19 protein-coding genes are annotated in these 18,301 nt (G+C 69.3%); 11 read left to right on the forward strand and 8 right to left on the reverse strand.

Annotated elements, in window-relative coordinates; genetic code table 11:
* Positions 1 to 51: 51 nt before the first annotated feature.
* From modA to ACV22Z_RS22990, 3 genes are all read left to right on the forward strand, one after another.
* Positions 52 to 852 carry a molybdate ABC transporter substrate-binding protein gene (gene modA, locus ACV22Z_RS22980; protein WP_448078569.1) on the forward strand — a complete coding sequence of 267 codons (801 nt, stop codon included), beginning with the start codon at positions 52 to 54 and terminating at the stop codon, positions 850 to 852.
* 10 nt (positions 853 to 862) lie between these two features.
* Positions 863 to 1,537: a molybdate ABC transporter permease subunit gene (gene modB / locus ACV22Z_RS22985; protein ID WP_448078570.1), complete on the forward strand. Its 675-nt coding sequence runs from the start codon at positions 863 to 865 to the stop codon at positions 1,535 to 1,537.
* Between the two features lie 156 nt (positions 1,538 to 1,693).
* Positions 1,694 to 2,395 carry a sulfate/molybdate ABC transporter ATP-binding protein gene (locus ACV22Z_RS22990; RefSeq protein ID WP_448078571.1) on the forward strand — a complete coding sequence of 234 codons (702 nt, stop codon included), beginning with the start codon at positions 1,694 to 1,696 and terminating at the stop codon, positions 2,393 to 2,395.
* A 42-nt stretch (positions 2,396 to 2,437) separates the two neighbouring features.
* Here ACV22Z_RS22990 and ACV22Z_RS22995 read toward each other — a convergent pair whose 3' ends face one another.
* The 3 genes from ACV22Z_RS22995 to ACV22Z_RS23005 form a co-directional block, all read right to left on the reverse strand.
* Positions 2,438 to 3,283 carry a TOBE domain-containing protein gene (locus tag ACV22Z_RS22995; protein WP_448078572.1) on the reverse strand — a complete coding sequence of 282 codons (846 nt, stop codon included), beginning with the start codon at positions 3,281 to 3,283 and terminating at the stop codon, positions 2,438 to 2,440.
* Positions 3,284 to 3,339: 56 nt separating this feature from the next.
* Positions 3,340 to 5,034, reverse strand: a complete 1,695-nt coding sequence (locus ACV22Z_RS23000; RefSeq protein ID WP_448078573.1) for a CHAD domain-containing protein — start codon at positions 5,032 to 5,034, stop codon at positions 3,340 to 3,342.
* Between the two features lie 127 nt (positions 5,035 to 5,161).
* Positions 5,162 to 5,545, reverse strand: coding sequence for a tautomerase family protein (locus ACV22Z_RS23005; RefSeq protein WP_448078574.1), 384 nt, complete (start codon positions 5,543 to 5,545; stop codon positions 5,162 to 5,164).
* A gap of 109 nt (positions 5,546 to 5,654) precedes the next feature.
* Here ACV22Z_RS23005 and ACV22Z_RS23010 point away from each other — a divergent pair, with 109 nt between their 5' ends.
* The 5 genes from ACV22Z_RS23010 (at position 5,655) to ACV22Z_RS23030 (ending at position 10,378) form a co-directional block, all read left to right on the forward strand.
* Positions 5,655 to 6,512, forward strand: a complete 858-nt coding sequence (locus ACV22Z_RS23010; protein WP_448078575.1) for a LysR family transcriptional regulator — start codon at positions 5,655 to 5,657, stop codon at positions 6,510 to 6,512.
* Positions 6,513 to 6,551: 39 nt separating this feature from the next.
* Complete coding sequence (locus ACV22Z_RS23015) at positions 6,552 to 7,475, forward strand: DMT family transporter (protein WP_448078576.1); 924 nt, start codon at positions 6,552 to 6,554, stop codon at positions 7,473 to 7,475.
* A gap of 81 nt (positions 7,476 to 7,556) precedes the next feature.
* Entirely contained in the window at positions 7,557 to 8,336 is a 780-nt protein-coding gene (locus tag ACV22Z_RS23020) for a sensor histidine kinase (protein WP_448078577.1), read from the forward strand.
* Between the two features lie 73 nt (positions 8,337 to 8,409).
* Complete coding sequence (locus ACV22Z_RS23025) at positions 8,410 to 9,753, forward strand: hemolysin family protein (RefSeq protein ID WP_448078578.1); 1,344 nt, start codon at positions 8,410 to 8,412, stop codon at positions 9,751 to 9,753.
* Between the two features lie 40 nt (positions 9,754 to 9,793).
* Complete coding sequence (locus tag ACV22Z_RS23030; RefSeq protein ID WP_448078579.1) at positions 9,794 to 10,378, forward strand: thiamine phosphate synthase; 585 nt, start codon at positions 9,794 to 9,796, stop codon at positions 10,376 to 10,378.
* A gap of 94 nt (positions 10,379 to 10,472) precedes the next feature.
* On the opposite strand, the gene ACV22Z_RS23035 is transcribed toward ACV22Z_RS23030, so the two are convergent.
* On the reverse strand, positions 10,473 to 12,089 hold the full coding sequence (locus ACV22Z_RS23035; RefSeq protein WP_448078580.1) for a DUF3459 domain-containing protein: 1,617 nt from the start codon (positions 12,087 to 12,089) through the stop codon (positions 10,473 to 10,475).
* A 417-nt stretch (positions 12,090 to 12,506) separates the two neighbouring features.
* Here ACV22Z_RS23035 and ACV22Z_RS23040 point away from each other — a divergent pair, with 417 nt between their 5' ends.
* The gene (locus ACV22Z_RS23040; RefSeq protein WP_448078581.1) at positions 12,507 to 13,214 is read left to right on the forward strand and encodes a class I SAM-dependent methyltransferase; all 708 of its coding nucleotides are present in this window, start codon (positions 12,507 to 12,509) and stop codon (positions 13,212 to 13,214) included.
* A gap of 67 nt (positions 13,215 to 13,281) precedes the next feature.
* Here ACV22Z_RS23040 and ACV22Z_RS23045 read toward each other — a convergent pair whose 3' ends face one another.
* Entirely contained in the window at positions 13,282 to 13,935 is a 654-nt protein-coding gene (locus ACV22Z_RS23045) for a DUF1345 domain-containing protein (RefSeq protein ID WP_448078582.1), read from the reverse strand.
* Positions 13,936 to 14,057: 122 nt separating this feature from the next.
* Between ACV22Z_RS23045 and ACV22Z_RS23050 the strand changes: the two genes are divergently transcribed.
* On the forward strand, positions 14,058 to 14,789 hold the full coding sequence (locus tag ACV22Z_RS23050) for a metallophosphoesterase (RefSeq protein WP_448078583.1): 732 nt from the start codon (positions 14,058 to 14,060) through the stop codon (positions 14,787 to 14,789).
* A 264-nt stretch (positions 14,790 to 15,053) separates the two neighbouring features.
* Here the strand turns inward: ACV22Z_RS23050 and ACV22Z_RS23055 are convergent, their stop codons facing one another.
* Positions 15,054 to 15,734, reverse strand: a complete 681-nt coding sequence (locus ACV22Z_RS23055) for an RES family NAD+ phosphorylase (RefSeq protein ID WP_448078584.1) — start codon at positions 15,732 to 15,734, stop codon at positions 15,054 to 15,056.
* 17 nt (positions 15,735 to 15,751) lie between these two features.
* Complete coding sequence (locus ACV22Z_RS23060; protein ID WP_448078585.1) at positions 15,752 to 16,171, reverse strand: MbcA/ParS/Xre antitoxin family protein; 420 nt, start codon at positions 16,169 to 16,171, stop codon at positions 15,752 to 15,754.
* A gap of 243 nt (positions 16,172 to 16,414) precedes the next feature.
* Between ACV22Z_RS23060 and ACV22Z_RS23065 the strand changes: the two genes are divergently transcribed.
* Positions 16,415 to 17,197 (forward strand): ABC transporter substrate-binding protein, encoded by a 783-nt coding sequence (locus ACV22Z_RS23065; RefSeq protein ID WP_448078586.1) that lies wholly within the window; start codon positions 16,415 to 16,417, stop codon positions 17,195 to 17,197.
* A gap of 91 nt (positions 17,198 to 17,288) precedes the next feature.
* Here ACV22Z_RS23065 and ACV22Z_RS23070 read toward each other — a convergent pair whose 3' ends face one another.
* On the reverse strand, positions 17,289 to 18,260 hold the full coding sequence (locus tag ACV22Z_RS23070) for a type II secretion system F family protein (protein WP_448078587.1): 972 nt from the start codon (positions 18,258 to 18,260) through the stop codon (positions 17,289 to 17,291).
* Positions 18,261 to 18,301 lie beyond the last annotated feature (41 nt).

Below are 18,301 nucleotides of genomic sequence, written 5' to 3' on the forward strand. Positions count from 1 at the left end.
AACCCGCCCTATATTACGATTACGGTTTCCTTCATTCGAACGAAAACCACCATGCGCTCATCCGTCCGTCCGCTCGGCCGCACCCTGCTCCGCCTGCTGCCGCTCGCCACGCTCGCGGCCGGGATCGCGTTCACCGCGCCCGCCCGCGCCGCCGACGAGCTGGTCGTGTCGGCCGCCGCGAGCCTGACGAATGCGTTCAAGGCTGTCGGCGATGCGTACGAGAAGCAGCACCCGGGCACCAAGGTGCTGTTCAACTTCGGCGCATCGGACGTGCTGATGCAGCAGATCGCGAAGGGAGCGCCGGCCGACGTGTTCGCGTCGGCTGACCAGAAGGCGATGGACCGCGCGGTCGACGAGAAGGTGATCGTGCCCGGCACGCGGCGCGACTTCGCGGCGAACTCGCTCGTGCTGATCGTGCCGGCGGACAGCCAGGCGGCAGCGCCGACGTCGCTGCGCGACCTGGCCGCGCCGGCCGTGAAGCGGATCGCGTACGGCGATCCGGCGTCCGTGCCGGTCGGCCGCTACACGGAGGGTGCGCTGCGCGCGGCGGGCGTCTGGGACGCGGTCAGCGCGAAGGGCGTGCTGGCCGCCAACGTGCGCCAGAGCCTCGACTACGTCGCTCGTGGCGAAGTCGACGCCGGCTTCGTGTTCGGCACCGATGCGGCGATCATGCCCGGGCGCGTGAAAGTCGCGCTGACCGTGCCGACGCAGACCGCGATCACCTATCCGATCGCGGTGGTCAAGGACAGCCAGCATGCCGCGCAGGCGCAGTCGTTCGTCGATTTCGTCACGTCGCCGCAAGGCCAGTCGGTGCTCGCGAAATTCGGCTTCAAGCCCGCCACTGCCAAGTGAGTCGCCTGTCATGCATGACGCCTGGATTCCGCTGCTGCTGTCGCTGAAGGTTGCCGGCTGGGCGACCGCGCTCGACATCGTGCTCGGCGTCGCCGCGGGGTTCGCGCTCGCGCGCTGGCGTTCGCCTGCGCGCGACGTGATCGATTCGCTGCTGACGCTGCCGCTCGTGCTGCCGCCGACCGTGCTCGGCTATTACCTGCTCGTGCTGCTCGGACGGCGCGGCGTGTTCGGCAAATGGCTCGACCAGTACGGAATCCAGCTCGTGTTCACGTGGCAGGGCGCCGTCATCGCGTCGATGGTCGTGGCATTCCCGCTGATCCTGAAGTCGGCACGGGCCGCGTTCGAAGGCGTCGATCCGCAGCTCGAGCGCGCCGCGCGCACGCTCGGCCTCGGCGAGGCCGCGGTGTTCTTCCGCGTGACGATGCCGCTCGCCGCGCGCGGCATCCTGGCCGGCGCGCTGCTCGCGTTCGCGCGTGCGCTCGGCGAATTCGGCGCGACGCTGATGATCGCGGGCAACCTGCCCGGCCGCACGCAGACGCTGTCGGTTGCCGTATATGCGGCCGTGCAGGCCGGCGAAGACGGCACCGCCAACTTCCTCGTGCTGGTGACGTCGATCACCTGCGTGATCGTGCTGCTCGCGGCGGGACGCCTCGTGCCGTCGCGTGCGCTGACCGGGGCGCGCTGAAATGAAACATCCCGCACACCAGCCTTGCTCGCTGCCCCCCGAGGGGACGGCCAGCCGCCCACGGCCGGCTTTGCAAAGCCGGCCGGCTGCGCAGGCACAGAGCAATGCTCTGCGAATTCCCTGCTACGCCCTTGGGGCGGCCCGGCGGAGACTGGCATGAGCCTCACTGTCGACATCCGCAAGACGTACGCGACTGCCGAGCGCCATTTCGCGCTCGACGTATCGTTCACCGCGACGACGCAGCGCGTCGTGCTGTTCGGCCCGTCGGGTGCCGGCAAGAGCCTGACGCTGCAGGCGATCGCGGGGCTGCTCGCGCCCGATGCCGGCACGATCTCGCTGAACGGCGAAGCGCTGTTCGACGCGGCGCGTCGCATCGACGTCCCGACCCGCGAGCGCCGCGTCGCGTACCTGTTCCAGGACTACGCGCTGTTCCCGCACCTGAACGTGCGCCAGAACATCGCGTTCGGGCTGACGCCCGGCTGGCGCAATCCGCATGCGAAGGTGCTGCCGCCGGAAGTCGCGTACTGGCTGCGCGCGTTCGAACTGGAAGCGCTCGCCGGCCACTATCCGGCGCAGTTGTCCGGCGGGCAGAAGCAGCGCGTCGCGCTCGCCCGCGCGCTCATCGCCCAGCCGCGCATCCTGCTGCTCGACGAGCCGTTCGCGGCGCTCGACAGCGTGATGCGCCAGCGGATGCGGCACGAGCTCGCGGAGCTGCAGGCGCGGCTCGACATCCCGATGGTGCTGATCACGCACGACCCTGACGACGTCGCCGCGTTCGGCGACCAGGTCATCCATGTGAGCGAAGGACGCGTGCAGGCGGACGCGCCGCGCGCCGTGTGGCCGAGCCGCGTCGCTTAGGGCCTGGTCACGCTAATAACGGGCTTGCGCTGGCCGCCGGCATCACCCCGTCACCGCGAGAATCACGCTCGAGGCCTTGAACAGCGCGATCGCCCGCTGACCGGCGGCGAGCCCCAGTGCGTCGACGCTGTCGTTCGTGATGATCGCGGCCAGCGTCCCGCCGCCATCGAGCGTGAGCGCCACTTCGCTGTTCACCGCGCCGCCTTTCACTGCTTCCACCGTGCCGTGCAGCTGGTTGCGCGCGGACAGCTTCAGCGCCGGCCCGCCGTCGTCGACCGCGAGTACGACCCACGACGCCTTCACGAGCGCGCACGCGTCTGCGCCGACCTGCAGGTCGAGCGCCTCGGCGCTTTCGTGCGTCAGCACGGCGACGATCGTCTGGCCGCCGGGCAGTGCCAGCGCGACCTCGTCGTTGACCGCACCGCGCCGGATCGACGCGACCTTCCCGAACAGCTGGTTGCGCGCGCTGGTTTTCATGCCGATTCTCCCGATCAGCGCCCAGTCGACGTCGAAGCCGGACACGGCCGCGCTCGCCGCCTCGATGAAACGGCGATGCTCGCGCTCGATCGTGCGGAAGGCGGCAATCAGCGACGTCGCGCGCGGCGTCAGCGCGGTGCCGCCGCCGCCCTTGCCGCCGGTGGAGCGCAGCACCAGCGGCTCGCCGGCGAGGTTGTTCATCGTGTCGATCGCCTCCCACGCGGCCTTGTAGCTGATGCCCACCGCCTTCGCGGCGCGCGTGATCGAGCCGGTCTCGCCGATCGCCGCCAGCAGCGCGATGCGCGCCGCACCGCCGAGCGTCTGCGCGCCGGCGCGCAACCACAGTTCGCCGCCCAGTTCGAGCGGCTCGGCGGATACGGGCGACACGTGCGGGTTCGGATCGGTGCTCATCTTTCAGCGGGCAACAGACGGGGCGTCATGATATTCGGCATAGTCAGCGAAATCGCTCAGCCTGCGCGGCCGGCAAGCTTCGGCGGGCGCAGGCTCGCGAGCAGCGCCTCGGCGTCACGCACCGCGCGCTGCTCGAGCGCCGCGCCATAGCCCCGCACGAAGCCGAGCTGGTACGGCGGTGCCGCCAGTTGTTCGAGATGATGCAGCGCGACCACCGTATCGTTCGCTTCGCCAAGCACGCCCTGCACGCGCGCGAGCGTCTTGACCGTGTCGGTGCGCGTGCGCCGCGACGCCAGCGACGCGAAGAACTCGAGCGCGTACCGCAGCCGCTTGGCATCGATCCGGACCTGATGGCGCGCGGCCGTGTCGAGCGTCTCGAGCGACGGCGAACTGTACAGATGGCCGAACAGGCGGCGCACGCGCTTCGCGACGTGCCGCTTCAGCGACGGCGCGTCGTCGTGGCCGACGGGCGGCAGCGCGAACGTGCTCAGCCACTCGAGCCAGCCGAGCGTGAGCCGCGCGTAGCGCGCCGAATGCAGCGCCTGCCGCAACTCGACGCGCGCGGCTGCGCATTGTGCGCGCGCGGCGTCGAGCGTGCCCGCCCACTCCGCGTTGCCGCCGTCGGCGGAAATCAGCGCGGGCAGGCTCTCCGTCGAAAACACGTCCCAGTCGCGCACCGTGCCGAGCACCGACGCGAGCCAGCGCAGGTCGGTCGCAAAGGCGTCCTTCCAGCGGCCGTTCGCGTAGAGCGGGAAGAAGCGCATCAGCGTTCGCAGGCGGCGCAGCGCGACACGCATCTGGTGGACGAATTCGGGATCGTCCCGGTCGAGCACGCCGCCTTCGTTGCCGAGCCATTGAGCGGTGATGTCGCCGGACAGCGCGGACAGCGCGGCGCGCTGCCTGCGGACGCCGGTCAGATCGACGAGCTTCGCCTTCACCGGCGCGTCGGCCGCCAGCGCACCCGCGCACGCGCGGTCGATCACGCTCGCCAGTTGCACGAACGCGGGCCACGCGCCGCTCAGTTCGCGCGCGGCCGCAAACAGCGCGTGCAGCGCGGCGGTGCGCGCGTCGAGTGTCTCCCAGTCCGGCGCCGCGAGGCGCAATTCGCAGTAACGGCGCGGCGGACCGTCGCCGTCGTGGATCGACACGTCGTCGAGCGTCATCTCGACCACGACGCCGCTGTCGTCGGCCCAGCGTCCGCGCCGGCGCTCGCTGACGAGCCGCAGATGCCCGGCGCCGGCCGGCACCGCGGAATCGGCTTCCTCGGGCGGCGGCTCCGCAATGGTGGATTCCAGTGCAATGGCGGCGTCCTCCGCCATTGCCGCTTCTGCTGCCCCGGGCGCGCCGGATGCCTCGGACGCCTCGGCCTCGACAGGCGAATCAGCCGGCGCCGCCGGCGCCGGCACACGTGCGGCGACGACGATCCCCGCATGTTCCGCGTCGAAGATCTCGCGAAGCGTGACGCCCGGCGCGAACGTCCGCGTGCGCGACGCGACGACGCGTCGCCCGGCGGCGGTCGATTCGACCCACGTCCACCAGCTCGCGCCGGGACTCGGCTCGGCCTCGACGATCTCGCACGGCTCGAGCGTCACGCGCTCGTGGCCGCGGCGCATCCGGACCTGCGGGCAGATGCGCCACGCGCGGCCCAGTTCGGCGCCGAAGTCGCGTTGCGCGCCCCGCGCCCGGCCCGTCGCCGCGGCCGGCCAACCTTCCAACGACATGCACAGCACGATTTCCAGCACACGCGACATGGAGGCTCCTGCGTATGAAGAATCGCCGGCGTCTCCCCGTCGCCGGCCCTGCTTGTAATACTAGTGCCATAGTACACGGCGCAAGGACCTCCCGGCGACGCGCGTGCAATCGTCGCGTTGCCGCCGGTCAGACGACGTACTGCGCAATGCCGTTGCCGAACGACCAGTCCTCCTTCAGCACCTCGACGAGGCTGATGAACACGTCCTGCCGCCGCACGCCGGGACGCTCGGCGAGATTGTCGGCGATGGTCCGGTACAGCGCCTGTTTCTGCTCGAGCGTGCGCGTGTTGTTCGCGGTGATCTGGATCATCACGAGATCGTCGCTGCGTTCGATGTCGAGGTAATGGCGGCCGAACACGAAGTTCTCTTTCGCGTGCTCGGTCACGACCATGAAGATGTCGTCCTCGGGCACGTTGAACGTGCGCATCAGCGCGCGATGCACGCCGTCGACGAGCGCCGCGCGGTATTCGGCCGGCTTGCCTTCGCGCACTGCGATACGGGTGAATGGCATGGTGGTTCTCCTGACGGTGACGTTGAAGGATCGAAACGCGAAGTCAGGTTAAAAGCATCGAACTATAATGAACAGTCATCGATGCATATTTCATTCATTTACATTGAAAATGAAAGTCCTCGATCTCGACGCGGTGCGCGCGTTCGTGCTGGTGGCCGATCTCGCAAGCTTCACGCGTGCGGCCGACGCGCTCGGCACCACGCAATCGGCCGTCAGCCTGAAGCTGAAGCGGCTCGAAGCGCATCTCGGCAAACCGCTGCTCGCGCGCACGCCACGCGTCGTGAAACTCGCGCCCGACGGTGAAACCTTCCTGCCCGCCGCCCGCGCGCTGCTGGACGCGCACGACCAGGCGCTCGGCGCGATCGAGGCCGGCGCGCGGCGCCTGTCGCTCGGCGTCAGCGAGCACGTCGCGGTGCCGGACCTGCCCGCCGTGCTCACGAGCCTGCACCGGCAGGATCCGGGCCTGTCGCTCGAGATGCATCTCGGGATGTCCGCGAACCTGCTCGTGCGCTTCGACGAGCGCCGGCTCGATGCAGCGATCGTGCGTCACGAGCCCGGCGAAGATCCGCCGCGCGACGACGGCACGCTGCTGTTCACCGAGCCGCTCGCATGGCTCGCCGCGCCCGACTGGGCGCCGCGCGCGGGCGAGCCACTGCCGCTCGCGGTGCTGGCCGGCCCGTGCGGCGTGCGCGCGGCCGCGTTGCGCGCGCTCGACCACGCGGGGCTGCCGTGGTGCGAACGCTTCACGGGCGGCGGTGTCGCTGCAGTCGCAGCGGCCGCCGCCGCGGGGCTCGCCGTGTGTCCGCTCGCGCGCCGGGTCGCGCCGCGCACGCTCGTCGACGTCGGCGCGAAGTTCGGCCTGCCGCCGCTGCCGCGCTCGCAGGTGGTGCTGTACTCGCGGGTGCGCGACGCGCGCTCGGCGGCGTCGCTTCGAAGGTTTGCCGACAGCATTGCAATGTCGGCGTAAACTAGCGGGTTTCGTCAGTCCTCCGCCTTACGAACCGTCATGAAGCCAACCGCCCGCAAGCACCTCCGCGCCAACCTGCTGATGCTCGCCGCCGCCGCGATCTGGGGCTCCGCCTTCGTCGCGCAGCGGCTGAGTCTCGACGTGATCGGGCCGTTCCTGTTCACCGGGTTGCGGTTTCTGCTCGGCGCGCTCGTGCTGATTCCGCTGCTGCACCTGAATCCGGCGTCGCGCGCGCAGGTCGCGGCAGTCCGCCGGACGCCCGCGCTGCTGCTGCCGGGCCTCGCGCTCGGCACGCTGCTCGCGGTGTCGATCTCGCTGCAGCAGGTCGGCCTGCAGTACACGCGAATCGCGAACGCCGGCTTCATCAGCTCGCTGTACGTCGTGATCGTGCCGCTGATGGGCGTGTTCGCGCGGCACCGGATCGGCACCGGCACGTGGTTCGGCGCGCTGCTCGCGGCAATCGGGCTGTATTTCCTGAGCATCGACGAGCATTTCTCGGTCCTCTATGGCGACTGGTTCCAGCTCGCCGGCGCGGTCATCATCGCCGCGCACGTGATGGCGGTCGGCCACCTGGCACGACGTCACGACCCGCTCGTGCTCGCGTTCATGCAGTTCGCGGTGTGCGGCACGCTGTGCCTCGCGATCGGCCTCGCCATCGAGCCGTTCAGCGCCGCGATGCTGCGCGGCGCGTTGCCGACACTGCTGTACGGCGGGCTGCTGTCGGTCGGCGTCGGCTACACGCTGCAGGTCGTCGCGCAGCGCGACGCGGCGCCCGCGCACGCGGCGGTGATCTTCAGCATGGAAGGGGTGTTCGCCGCGATCGCGGGCTGGGCGGCGCTCGGCGAGACGCTGACGACGCGCGCACTGCTCGGCTGCGCGCTGATGCTCGCGGGCCTGCTCGCGTGCCAGCTGCTGCCGAACGGCGACGCACGGAAAAAGGACGAGGATGCGCTGGCGGCGTGACGCGCGCGGTCCCATCCCTATAATGGCGGTTCGCGTTTCACCCGCGTTCAACCTTTCAACCGCTTCCGACAGGCCCGCTCCGTGACGTCCTCTCCCGTCGATCCCGCCGCCGACCTGCTGCGCGAACGTGCAGCCCACTATGCCGCGCAGGTGGCGCTGTTCCTGCGCGACCAGGCGCTGTCGACCGCGTCGCACGACCTGCGCAGCCCGCTCAACGCGATGCACAGCTGGGCCTACGTGCTCGAGCGCCAGCTCGCCGCCGCCGATCCGAACCTGCAGCGCGCGCTCGCCGGCATCCGCACCGGCATCGACCAGCAGGTGAAGCTGATCGACGACGCGCTCGACGCGCCGCGCGCCGAAACCCGCACGCTCGCCGTCACGCCGCAGCGGTTCGCGCTGCGCCCGCTCGTCGACGACACGCTCGCGCTCGTCCGCTTCGCACTCGCCGACGCGCGCCAGGTGACGCTCGACGCGGCACTGCCCGACGGCGAGCCGTCGCTGGCCGCCGACCGCGAACGCGTCGCGCAGGCGCTGTGGGCCCTGCTGATCGCTGCCGTCGAGGCGAGTGCCGCCGGCAGCCGCGTGTCGCTCTCCGCTGAACGGAGCGGCGCGCAGCTCGTCGCACGCGCCGCCTGCCAAGTGCACGCCGCGTCGCTCGCCGACCCGGGCCTCCCGCACGTGCTCGAGCCATTCGCGCGCCGCGAGATGCTGCGCGAGCGCGATGCGAAACGCGTCGCGTGGGCGCTCGCGCTGGTTCAGCGCGTCGCGCTCGCACACGGCGGCACGTTCGCGCACACCCCGTTCGCCGACGGCGCCGCGGTCACGCTCACGCTCACGCTCCCGAGCGAGGCGCCGGTGTAAGAATCCGGCCCCGACATATTACGTTTTCCCTTCGGCCCTATACTGACGGGCCTGTCATTACCGGAGCGATTCCTTGGTTCAGATCTTCGCGCTGATCGGCGCGTTGTTGCTGGTGGCCCTCAACGGCTTTTTCGTCGCGGCCGAATTCGGCCTCGTCAAACTGCGCGCGACGCGCGTCAAGACCCTCGCCCGCAAGCACGGCTTGCGCGGCCGCATCCTCGGCATCGTGCACGGGCGCCTCGATGCATACCTGTCCGCGTGCCAGCTCGGCATCACGCTCGCATCGCTCGGCCTCGGCTGGATCGGCGAGCCCGCGTTCGCGCAGCTGATCGGCCCGCTGCTCGACCTGATCGGCGTGCAGTCCGAAAAGCTCGTGCACCTGATCTCGCTGGCGTTCGCGTTCTCGCTGATCTCGTTCCTGCACATCGTCGTCGGCGAACTCGCGCCGAAATCGATGGCGATCCGCCAGGCCGAGAAGGTCGGCCTTTGGGTCGCGCTGCCGCTGTATGCGTTCTACTGGGCGATGTATCCGGCGATCTGGCTGCTCAACAACAGCGCGAACGCAGTGCTGAAGTTCGCGGGCCTGTCGGCCGACCATGGCGGTGACGCGCACTACTCGACCGACGAGCTGAAGCTGATCCTGCGCGGGCGCCGCAGCACCGCCGGCAACACCGCGCAGCCGGCCCGCGGCACGTACAGCAACGACGAGTGGAACACGCTCGCGCATTCGCTCGACTTCTCGTCGATGACCGTGTCCGACCTGATGCGGCCGGCCCACGAGATGATCGGCCTGCGCCGCGACCTGCCGCTGCCCGACAACATGGAGATCGTCGCGCGGCACCGCTTCAGCCGCTACCCGCTGTTCGAGGACGCGGCGCGCGAACAGGTGAGCGGGCTGATCCACCTGAAGGACCTGCTGCTTGCGCGCCATGCGGGCGCAGCGCTCGACGACCTGTCCGACTACGTGCGGCCCGTGCAGTACGTGAAGCCCGACACGCCTGCGCTCGACCTGTTCCGCCGCTTCCGCAAGGGTGCGCCGCACTTCGCGCTGGTCGGCAAGAAAGGCGAGAAGCCGATCGGCTTCCTGACGCTCGACAACCTGCTCGGCGCACTCGTCGGCCAGATCCACGACGAATTCCGCCAGGGCGACTCGGACTGGGCCCGCCTCGACGACGGCACGCTGATGGGCAAGGGCAGCCTGCCTGTCGTGTCGCTCGAGCAGGCGCTCGGCATCGACATCGACGAGGGGCGCGCGGAATCCGTCGGCGGCCTCGTGATCCAGGCGCTGAGCGACCTGCCGACCGAAGGGCAGCGCGTGTCGTTCGATCGCTTCGACGTCGTCGTGAAAAAGATGAACGGCCCGCGCATCGTGCTGGTGCGCGTGTATCCGAAGGTCGCGAAGGAAGCCGACGAATGACGGCACGCCGCCACCCGGCCGCGCATCGCGGCATCGCGCGATGAACACGCCGCTGCCGCGCTGCTGCGTGATCACGCCGGAGCCCGCGTCCGCGTCGGATGCGGACTGCAGGGCGTTTCTCGAGCGCCTGTCGGCCGTGCTCGCGCGCGGCGAGACGCTCGTGCAGCTGCGCGTGAAATCGTTCGACGAAGCGTCGTTCGCGCGGCTTGCGGCCGACGCGCTCGCACGCTGTCACGCAGCCGGCGCGCAGTTGATCGTCAACGGGCGGATCGACGCGGATGCCGTGATGGCGCTCGACGGCGCCGGCTGGCACCTCGACGGCGCAGCACTGCGTGCGGCCGTGCGCCGGCCGTTGCCGGCCGCGCGGCTCGTGTCCGCTGCATGCCATACGCTCGACGACCTGAAACAGGCCGAACGCATCGGGGTGGATTTCGTCACGCTGTCGCCGGTGCTGCCGACGCTCAGCCACCCGGGCGCGCCGACGCTCGGCTGGGCGCAGTTCGACGCATGGGCCGCGCAAGTCGCGCTGCCCGTCTACGCGCTCGGCGGGATGACGCGCGCGCACCTCGACGACGCGCGCCGCCACGGCGCGCACGGCATCGCGGGCATTCGCGGCTTCTGGTAACAACGCCGCTGCACCCTGCACCAGCGGCACGCGCCGGGTACTCGCCGGGTACTCGCCGGGTAATCGCCGGGCACGCGCTCAGTTGCTCAGTTGCTCAGGCGCGCATCCCGCGCCATGTGCCGTCGTCGATCCGGCGCACGTCGTGCGTCAGCGCATACTGGTTGACGTCGCCCGTGAGCCACGCAACGAGCGAATACGGCGGCAGCTCGCCTTCATCGACCCGGTCGCGTGCGCGCCCTGGCGTCTCGAACACCACCATCCCTTCGGGTGCATCGAACGGCAACGCTTCCGGCGACAGGTTCAGCGCGATGCTGAGCGTCTCGCCGTCGGCAAGCCGCCACGACGCGAGCAGCGCATCGGCCTCGCCCGCCCCGCTCATGCGCAGCGTGTGCGCGTCCTGCGGCCGGCAGTCGGCGAGCCGCGGCGCGATCAGCTTCGCGCGCACCGCGAGCGCCGATTGCACGAAATGCGCACGCTCGATATCGCGCGCCGTTTCGTCGAAGATCAACGGAATCTGCGGCGTCAGCAACGACAGCGCGAGCGCGGCGAGGCCCGCTTCGCGATCCTGCCACGCGCCGTCGGACAGCACGAGCGACGTCAGCGGCAGCGCGGCATCCGTTGCGCCGCCCTCCGTCGGCGACGCCGGCTGGAACGCGGCGCCCGCCGCCGTCAGCGCACGCGCGAGCGTATGGATCGACTGATGCGCCGAAATCCCGTCATGCGTCGACGCGCCGCCCGTCAGCCGTTGCAGCGCCCGCTCGCCGCAGCCGTTCCATTGCGCGTCGAAGTGCGTATCGGCGAGATGCGCGGGATGGCGCTCGCTGCCGAGCACGAGGTGAATCAGCCGGTCGGACGGCGTCGCGGCCCGTACGCGGTCCGCGATCTCGCGCAGCCACGTATTGTCGATCCGGTCCGCCTCGCGCAGGCGCAGGCCGTCGCAACGGTATTCCTCGATCCAGTAAAGCGCGTTGTCGCAGAAGAAATCGCACACTTCCGGATGGTCGAGCGCGAGCGGCGGTGCCTGCAGCGGATCGTCGCGAGTGTGGAAGAACGGCACCGCGTAATGGCGCAACGCGTCCGTGCCGCTGCCGAAGCGCGCGTAGTCGAGTTCGAGCATGACCGCGAGACCGTAGCCGTGCGCGTCGTCGATCAACGCCTTCAGCGCATCGGGGCCGCCATCGATCGCGAGCGGCGCGAACGGCAGGCTGTCGTGCGGCGACGCGAGCAGTTCGAGCGCGGTCACGCCGAGGTGCGCAAGCTGCGGCAGGCGGCGCCGCACGCCATCGAAGCCGCCGGCCGCAAGCGGCTGGATCGCATAGAGCGCGATGTCTTCCCACGGACGCCCGCGCCAGAATGTATGACGCCAGGTGAACGCGCGCGGATCGACGACCTCGCTTGGGCCGTTGAGTCCTTCGGGCTGCGAACGAGAGGCCGGATCGGGAATCGACACAGTGTCGTCGAGGCGATAGCGGTAGCGCGCACCCGCGCCGCATTCGGCGAACACCTCGAACCAGTTCGGGCCGGCCGTCGTCATCGGCATGACCGTCATGCCGCTGCCGGCGTCGAGTTCGAGCTGGACCTGCGTGCAGCCGGGCGCCCACACGCGGAAATGCGTGCGCGGCGACGCGCAGCTCGCGCCGCACGGCTGCGCGCCGAACGGCAGACAGTGAATGTAGTGATGCGCATACGGATCGTGCGGACAATCGGACATCGTGCGCTCCTCGTGCGTGCCGGGCTGCACGGCAGCGCCGCTGACGCGGCGCGGGAGGTCCTGGCATGCGGGTTGCCAAGCGGGAGTGAGTGAGACAGTATGCGCCGGTTCGATGACGGCAACGCGCGCGCGCGGCGATTTTTAAATGCGTATCGACCCCGGGGAAACGGCGGAATAGCGGGCGGAATAGCGGGCGGAACGGCGGGCGGAACGGCAGGCAGAACGGCAGGCAGAACGGCAGGCAGAACGGCAGGCAGAACGGCAGGCAGAACGGCAGGCAGAGCGGCAGGCAGAGCGGCAGGCATGGTAGTCCGCATACCGGAATGACTGCTCGCCTTGTTGCCGCGCACCCTCACGCTTACGCTCTGGCCGATCGCCCGCGGACACACCGTCCGCCGTCAACCCGAGGAACCCGCCATGTCGCTCCCCACCAGCGCCGCGAAATTCGATCCGGCACGCGCCAACGAATACGCCGAGCAATCCCGCATCGCGCTCGCAGGTTATGACGCATGCCATGAGCTCAGCGCATGCATGCTCGCGTCGGCGATCGGCACGCCCGACGCGCAGCTCCTCGTCGCGGGCGCCGGCGGCACCGGGCAGGAAATCCTCGTGTCCGCCGCGCTCGAACCGGGGTGGCGCTTCACGGCCGTCGATCCGTCGGCGCCGATGCTCGCGCTCGCGCGCGCCGGCGTCGAAGCCGCAGGATTCGGCGCACGCACGCGCTTCGTCGAAGACGGGATCGACGCGCTGCCCGACACCGCGGCGTTCGACGGCGCGACACTGATCGGCGTGCTGCATCACCTGCCCGGCGACGCTGCGAAGGCCGCGTTGCTGCACGCGATCGCGCGGCGCCTGAAACCCGGCGCACCGCTTGTCGTCGCCGGCAACTACCGCCGCTACGCGGACCATCCGCGCCTGCTCGACGCATGGCAGCAGCGCTGGCGCATGAAAGGGGCGACGCCCGACGCGGTTCGCGAGAAGCTGGCGAAGATCCTGCAGGGCGCCGATCCGCCCGCGACCGAGGATGACGTGCACCGGCTGCTGCACGACGCCGGTTTCGACGCACCGCTGCGCTTTTTCGCGAGCCTGTTCTGGGGCGCGTGGATCGCCGTGCGGCGTGCGTGATGTGCGGCCGGCAGCGTGCGCCGTCTGGCGGCCATGCCCGACGGGCACCGCCGCATTGCCACGCTCGTCAGCTCAGCAGCCCTGCCGCGACGTTGATCGACAGGCCGAGCACCGCCATGTTGAAGTAGAACGACAGAATCGACTGCGACAGCGCTGCGCGCCGCGCGGAGCGGTTCCCAAGCGACACGTCGGCGGTCTGCGACGCGACCGCGATCGTGAACGAGAAGTACAGGAAATCCCAGTAGTCGGGCTCGGACTTGCTGTCGGGGAAACGAAGCGCGCGCGCATCGGCCGGCGACGCGTAGTAGAGCCGCGCGTAATGCAGCGTGAAGATCGTCGGGATCAGGAACCACGCGCCGAACAGCGTCGCGGCCGTCACCGCGTAATGGCCGAGCCCCGCGCGAAAGCCGACGCCCTTCGCCGTCGCGAGCTCGATCGCGATCGCGGCCACGCTCGCGACGGTCGCGAAGCAGATGAGCGTCAGCACGGTCGTCGCGTTCTCGTCCTCGCGAATCGCGATCTCGCGCACCTGATGGTGATGCGCGGTCACCATGCGCACCCACATCATCACGAGATACAGCCAGATCGCGCAATCCCAGCCGACGAGCGCGCGCACGGTCGGACGCAGCTGGAAGGGCACCAGCAGCGCGCACAGCACGCCGATGACGAATGCCGACACCATGCGCGGCCGGTTGCGTAATACTTGCGGATAGAGAGTCATTTTGCGTTTCCGAAAGCGAATGAAAGGCGCCGGTCGGCTCGGGGCCGGACCGGCCGGTACCGCCCCGATTATCGCCAATCGGGCTTGCCGTGGCGATGTACGCAAGCGCCTAAGATAATAAGATGACTGCCTCCCCCGCCCTCTTCCGACATCCGGCGAACACCCTCGGCCGCGACTTCGTCGTCGGCGACCTGCATGGTTGCCTCGATGCGTTGCGCGCGCTGCTGCACGACGTTCGCTTCGACCCGGCTGCCGACCGGCTGTTCTCGGTCGGCGATCTCGTCGACCGCGGCCCCGAATCCGAGCGGGCGCTCGATCTGCTCGATCGCCCATGGTGCCACGTCGTGCGCGGCAATCACGAGGAAGTGCTGAGCCTCGTCGCGCGCGGCAAGCTGCCGGCCGACGCGTGGCGCGGCATCGGCGGCGACTGGGGCGCCGACCTGCCGCCGGAACGGCTGCGCGCGCATGCGGCGCGCGTCGAAGCGCTGCCGCTCGTGCGCGTGGTCGGCGACGGGCCTGACCGCTTCAACGTGCTGCATGCGGAATTCTTCGGCCCGGATGCCGAGCTCGACACGGGCACCTATGCGCCGAACGTGCGCGAACGGCTGATCTGGGGGCGCGATCTCGTGCAGGGGCTCGCCGATCCCGACCGGCAGCGCGGCCTGTCGCTGACGTGCAGCGGGCATACGCCGGTACGCAAGCCGCTGCGCATCGGGTCGCAATGGTTCATCGACACCGGCGCGTTCGCGCTGTCCGGGCGCCTGACGCTCGTAGAACCGCGCACCGGGAACAGCTGGTCGGTATCGCAGGCGGAAGCGCGCGAGCGGCATGCGGGCGACTGGCCGCTGCCGTGAAGCCGTGAAGCCGTGAAGCCGTGAAGCGATGAAGCGATGAAGCGATGAAGCGGTGAAGCGGTGAAGCGGTGAAGCGATGAAGCGGTGAAGCGGTGAAGCGGTGAAGCGGTGAAGCGGTGAAGCGGTGAAGCGGTGAAGCGGTGAAGCGGAACAGCTTGCACGAATCAGGTGCTTGCGAACGCGCGTTGCCGGTTGCCCCAGCGCGTTTCTGGCTGAACGCTGCGCACAGCGCAAAGGCGCCCGCAGGCAACCGGCGCGATCCGTCTACCCCACCTGATTCAGCTCGAACACCGCGTCGATCGCCGTGCCGTTCCAGTTGTACTCGAGATACGCGGCGTGATGGCAGTCGCGCAGGATCGTTGTCCTGAACGCGGCCAGGCATTCGCCGAGCGGATCGCGCACCGACGGATAGACAATCCCCGCGCCGCCTGCGTCGTGCACCGCGCGTCCGAGCGCCTGCCCGGCGCCGTAGTTGAGCGGATGCAGCAGCGCCGGATCGCGCTGCGGCCACGCGCGCACGTCGGTCACGTCGCCTTGCGCGCTCACCGTGTAGAGCCGCATCTGCTGGCGCATCGGCGGCTCCTTCGTCGCGGCCAGGAACAGGCCGCTGTGGTAGCGCGTCTCGGCGATCGCCGTGTCGCGCGAGCGCGCGCAGTAGAACACGCCGTAGCTGCCGTCCGAGAAGCGGCTGCCCTGCGGATTCAGATGCGTGAACGCAGCCATGATCGGCCCCCAGCCGAACCCGTAGCGGCGCTCTGCCGGCGGCACGAGATCCAGCGTGCCGACCTCGTTGCGGATGCGGTCGTTGGTCAGCGATTCAAGCGCGTACAGCGCGTCGAAATCGTCCGCCGACGCGACGCGGTCGAACAGGTTGATCGCCGGAAAGCGGGTGGGGATGACGCGATAGGCGGGCGTCCAGTCGAGGGCCGTCGTGGGCCAGTTCATCAATGCGTCCGGACTGTTCACGCCCACCCGCCCCGCATTGCGTCGAGATACTGGCGAACCGCGACCAGATCGCCGACATTGCCCGCCAGCATGCGGTCCAGCGCGCGCTTGCCGCCGAACGGCGCCGCGTCGTTCGGCCGCTTGACCCACGCGTCCGCGGCAGCCGGCTGCGGCAGCAGGATCTGCAGCGCCTTGTAGATGCCGAGCAGCAGCGACAGGCGCTCGAGCGTGTCGCGCGGCAGCCGCGCCGATTCGGGCGCCGCCTTCCATTTGAAGAACGTCGAACGGCCGGGCGACCCGAGCAGCACGATCTGCTCGTCGGCCGTCAGATCCCAGTCGCGCGCGATGTTGAAAAACGCGCGCAGGCCGGCCGCCGACATCTGCGCGACCGAAGCCTGCGGCGGAACCGGATGCGGAACATAAGCGGGCTGGGACATGATGGTTAGTCTCAAAACGAATTCACTAACAAGATTAGTCCATTTACGTATTTTTGCAAGGGTCGACACCCGCCGTGCAACTCGCGCGCGCCACTCGATCGATATTTTTTGTCCATTCTGGACTCCGTTTTTATTTTCTGCGTTAATGGCAGTGCGGACACCCCGCTCGCGAACGCACCGCGACCGCCCGTCCGGCAGACACCGTGTCGTACAGAACCGGAAAGACCACGCCAAGGAGCGCACATGAAGAGACTGATTGCCGCCGTTTCGATCGCCCTGCTCGCCGTATCGGCAGGCACCGCCGCCGCGAAGGACTGGACCACGCTGCGCTTCGGCACCGACGCGAGCTACGCGCCGTTCGAGTCGAAGGCGCCCGACGGCAAGCTCGTCGGCTTCGACATCGATCTCGGCAACGAGATCTGCGCGCGCCTGAAGGCGAAGTGCGTGTGGACGGAGAACGATTTCGACGGAATGATTCCGGCGCTGAAGGCGAAGAAGTTCGACGCGGTGCTGTCGTCGATGTCGATCACCGCGCAGCGCGCGGAGCAGATCGGGTTCACGACGAAGATCTACAACCAGCCGACGCGCCTCGTCGTGAAGAAGGGCTCGCCGCTGCTGCCGACGGCCGAATCGCTGAAGGGCAAGTCGGTCGGCGTCGAACAGGGTACGACGCAGGAAGCGTATGCGAAGGCATACTGGGCGAAGCAAGGCGCGAACGTCGTGTCGTACCAGAACCAGGACGGCGTCTATGCGGACCTGCTGGCCGGCCGGCTCGACGCCGCGCTGCAGGACGAGGTGCAGGCCGACCTCGGCTTCCTGAAGACCGCGCGCGGCGCCGGCTTCCAGTTCGTCGGGCCGGAACTCGTCGACGAGAAGGTGCTCGGCGTCGGCGCGGGCATCGGCCTGCGCAAGGAAGATGCCGACCTGAAGGCGAAGATCGACCGCGCGATCCTCGACATGGTCAAGGACGGCACCTACAAGCGGCTTGCGTCGAAGTACTTCGACTTCGACATCTACGGCGGGTAACGCGGCACCGCAGGAAAAAGGGCGCGGCCGGACAGGCCGGCCGCGCCCTCCCCCGTGTCCGGCGCATCCGGGGTACGCGCCGGTCGGCAGCTCAGCCGCCCGTTCCTGCGAACGTCGGCAGCAGGATCCGGTAGATATGAATGAATGCCGGCCCGAGCAGCACCGTCATCAGTGCGGGGAAGATGCAGAAGAGCAGCGGGAACAGCAGCTTCAGCGCGATCTTCGCCGCGCGCTCCTCGGCACGCATCCGCCGCCGCGTGCGCAGCATGTCGGACAGCACGCGCAGCGATTCGCCGATGCTCGTGCCGAAGCGGTCGGCCTGGATCAGCATGCTGCAGAACGAATCGATGTCCTCGACACCCGTGCGCAGCGCGAGATTGTGCAGCGCCGCGTCCTTCGTGAAGCCGGACCGCATCTCGAGCAGCATCAGATCGAGTTCGCTCGCGACGATCGGGCTGGTGAAGCGCAACTCCTCGCATACCTTCATCAGCGCCGCATCGAGGCTCAGGCCGGCTTCGACGCACACCGTCAGCAGGTCGAGCGCGTCGGGGAAATCCTCGAAGATCGCCTGCTGCCGCGACGCGATCTTGCGCGCCAGCACGACGCTCGGCATGTAATAGCCGATCGTGCACAACAGCACCAGCACCAGCGCGAGCCCGTAGCGGCTTTCGTCGAGCTTCGTCGCGATCAGGAACGGCAGCGCGATCATCGGCAACAGGACCGCAAGCACCGTCTTCGCCGCGAAATAGAGGCTTGCCGCATTCGGCGAGCGCCATCCGGCATTCATCATCCGGATGCGTAGCGGCGACTGCTCCCAGCCTTCCTTCGGCACCGACAGCTGCGAGATCGGCTTTGACAGCTCCACGAGTTTCGCAGCCCATCCAGGCCCTGTCTCGGCCGGCAAACCCGCGCCGCCCAGCGCCGCCGCGCCGCCGCCCGCCTGCGCGATGCGGCGCTGCATGCTGCGCGGCACGAATACGAGCATCACGACCAGCGCGCCCGCGAACACGATCGCGAACAGCCCGGCCAGCACGACGATATGCGTAATGTCCATGTTTTCCATGTCAGTTCCCCGATCAGTTCGTCAGGCATCCGGCGGCACGG

The organism is Burkholderia sp. PU8-34, from assembly GCF_053427725.1.

Bases quoted from the DNA above. Each gene is read 5' to 3' on its own strand.
- modA (WP_448078569.1), top strand. From the start codon at position 52: ATGCGCTCATCCGTCCGTCCGCTCGGCCGCACCCTGCTCCGCCTGCTG.
- modB (WP_448078570.1), top strand. From the start codon at position 863: ATGCATGACGCCTGGATTCCGCTGCTGCTGTCGCTGAAGGTTGCCGGC.
- ACV22Z_RS22990 (WP_448078571.1), top strand. From the start codon at position 1,694: ATGAGCCTCACTGTCGACATCCGCAAGACGTACGCGACTGCCGAGCGC.
- ACV22Z_RS22995 (WP_448078572.1), bottom strand. From the start codon at position 3,283: ATGAGCACCGATCCGAACCCGCACGTGTCGCCCGTATCCGCCGAGCCG.
- ACV22Z_RS23000 (WP_448078573.1), bottom strand. From the start codon at position 5,034: ATGTCGCGTGTGCTGGAAATCGTGCTGTGCATGTCGTTGGAAGGTTGG.
- ACV22Z_RS23005 (WP_448078574.1), bottom strand. From the start codon at position 5,545: ATGCCATTCACCCGTATCGCAGTGCGCGAAGGCAAGCCGGCCGAATAC.
- ACV22Z_RS23010 (WP_448078575.1), top strand. From the start codon at position 5,655: ATGAAAGTCCTCGATCTCGACGCGGTGCGCGCGTTCGTGCTGGTGGCC.
- ACV22Z_RS23015 (WP_448078576.1), top strand. From the start codon at position 6,552: ATGAAGCCAACCGCCCGCAAGCACCTCCGCGCCAACCTGCTGATGCTC.
- ACV22Z_RS23030 (WP_448078579.1), top strand. From the start codon at position 9,794: ATGAACACGCCGCTGCCGCGCTGCTGCGTGATCACGCCGGAGCCCGCG.
- ACV22Z_RS23035 (WP_448078580.1), bottom strand. From the start codon at position 12,089: ATGTCCGATTGTCCGCACGATCCGTATGCGCATCACTACATTCACTGT.
- ACV22Z_RS23040 (WP_448078581.1), top strand. From the start codon at position 12,507: ATGTCGCTCCCCACCAGCGCCGCGAAATTCGATCCGGCACGCGCCAAC.
- ACV22Z_RS23045 (WP_448078582.1), bottom strand. From the start codon at position 13,935: ATGACTCTCTATCCGCAAGTATTACGCAACCGGCCGCGCATGGTGTCG.
- ACV22Z_RS23050 (WP_448078583.1), top strand. From the start codon at position 14,058: ATGACTGCCTCCCCCGCCCTCTTCCGACATCCGGCGAACACCCTCGGC.
- ACV22Z_RS23055 (WP_448078584.1), bottom strand. From the start codon at position 15,734: ATGAACTGGCCCACGACGGCCCTCGACTGGACGCCCGCCTATCGCGTC.
- ACV22Z_RS23060 (WP_448078585.1), bottom strand. From the start codon at position 16,171: ATGTCCCAGCCCGCTTATGTTCCGCATCCGGTTCCGCCGCAGGCTTCG.
- ACV22Z_RS23065 (WP_448078586.1), top strand. From the start codon at position 16,415: ATGAAGAGACTGATTGCCGCCGTTTCGATCGCCCTGCTCGCCGTATCG.
- ACV22Z_RS23070 (WP_448078587.1), bottom strand. From the start codon at position 18,260: ATGGAAAACATGGACATTACGCATATCGTCGTGCTGGCCGGGCTGTTC.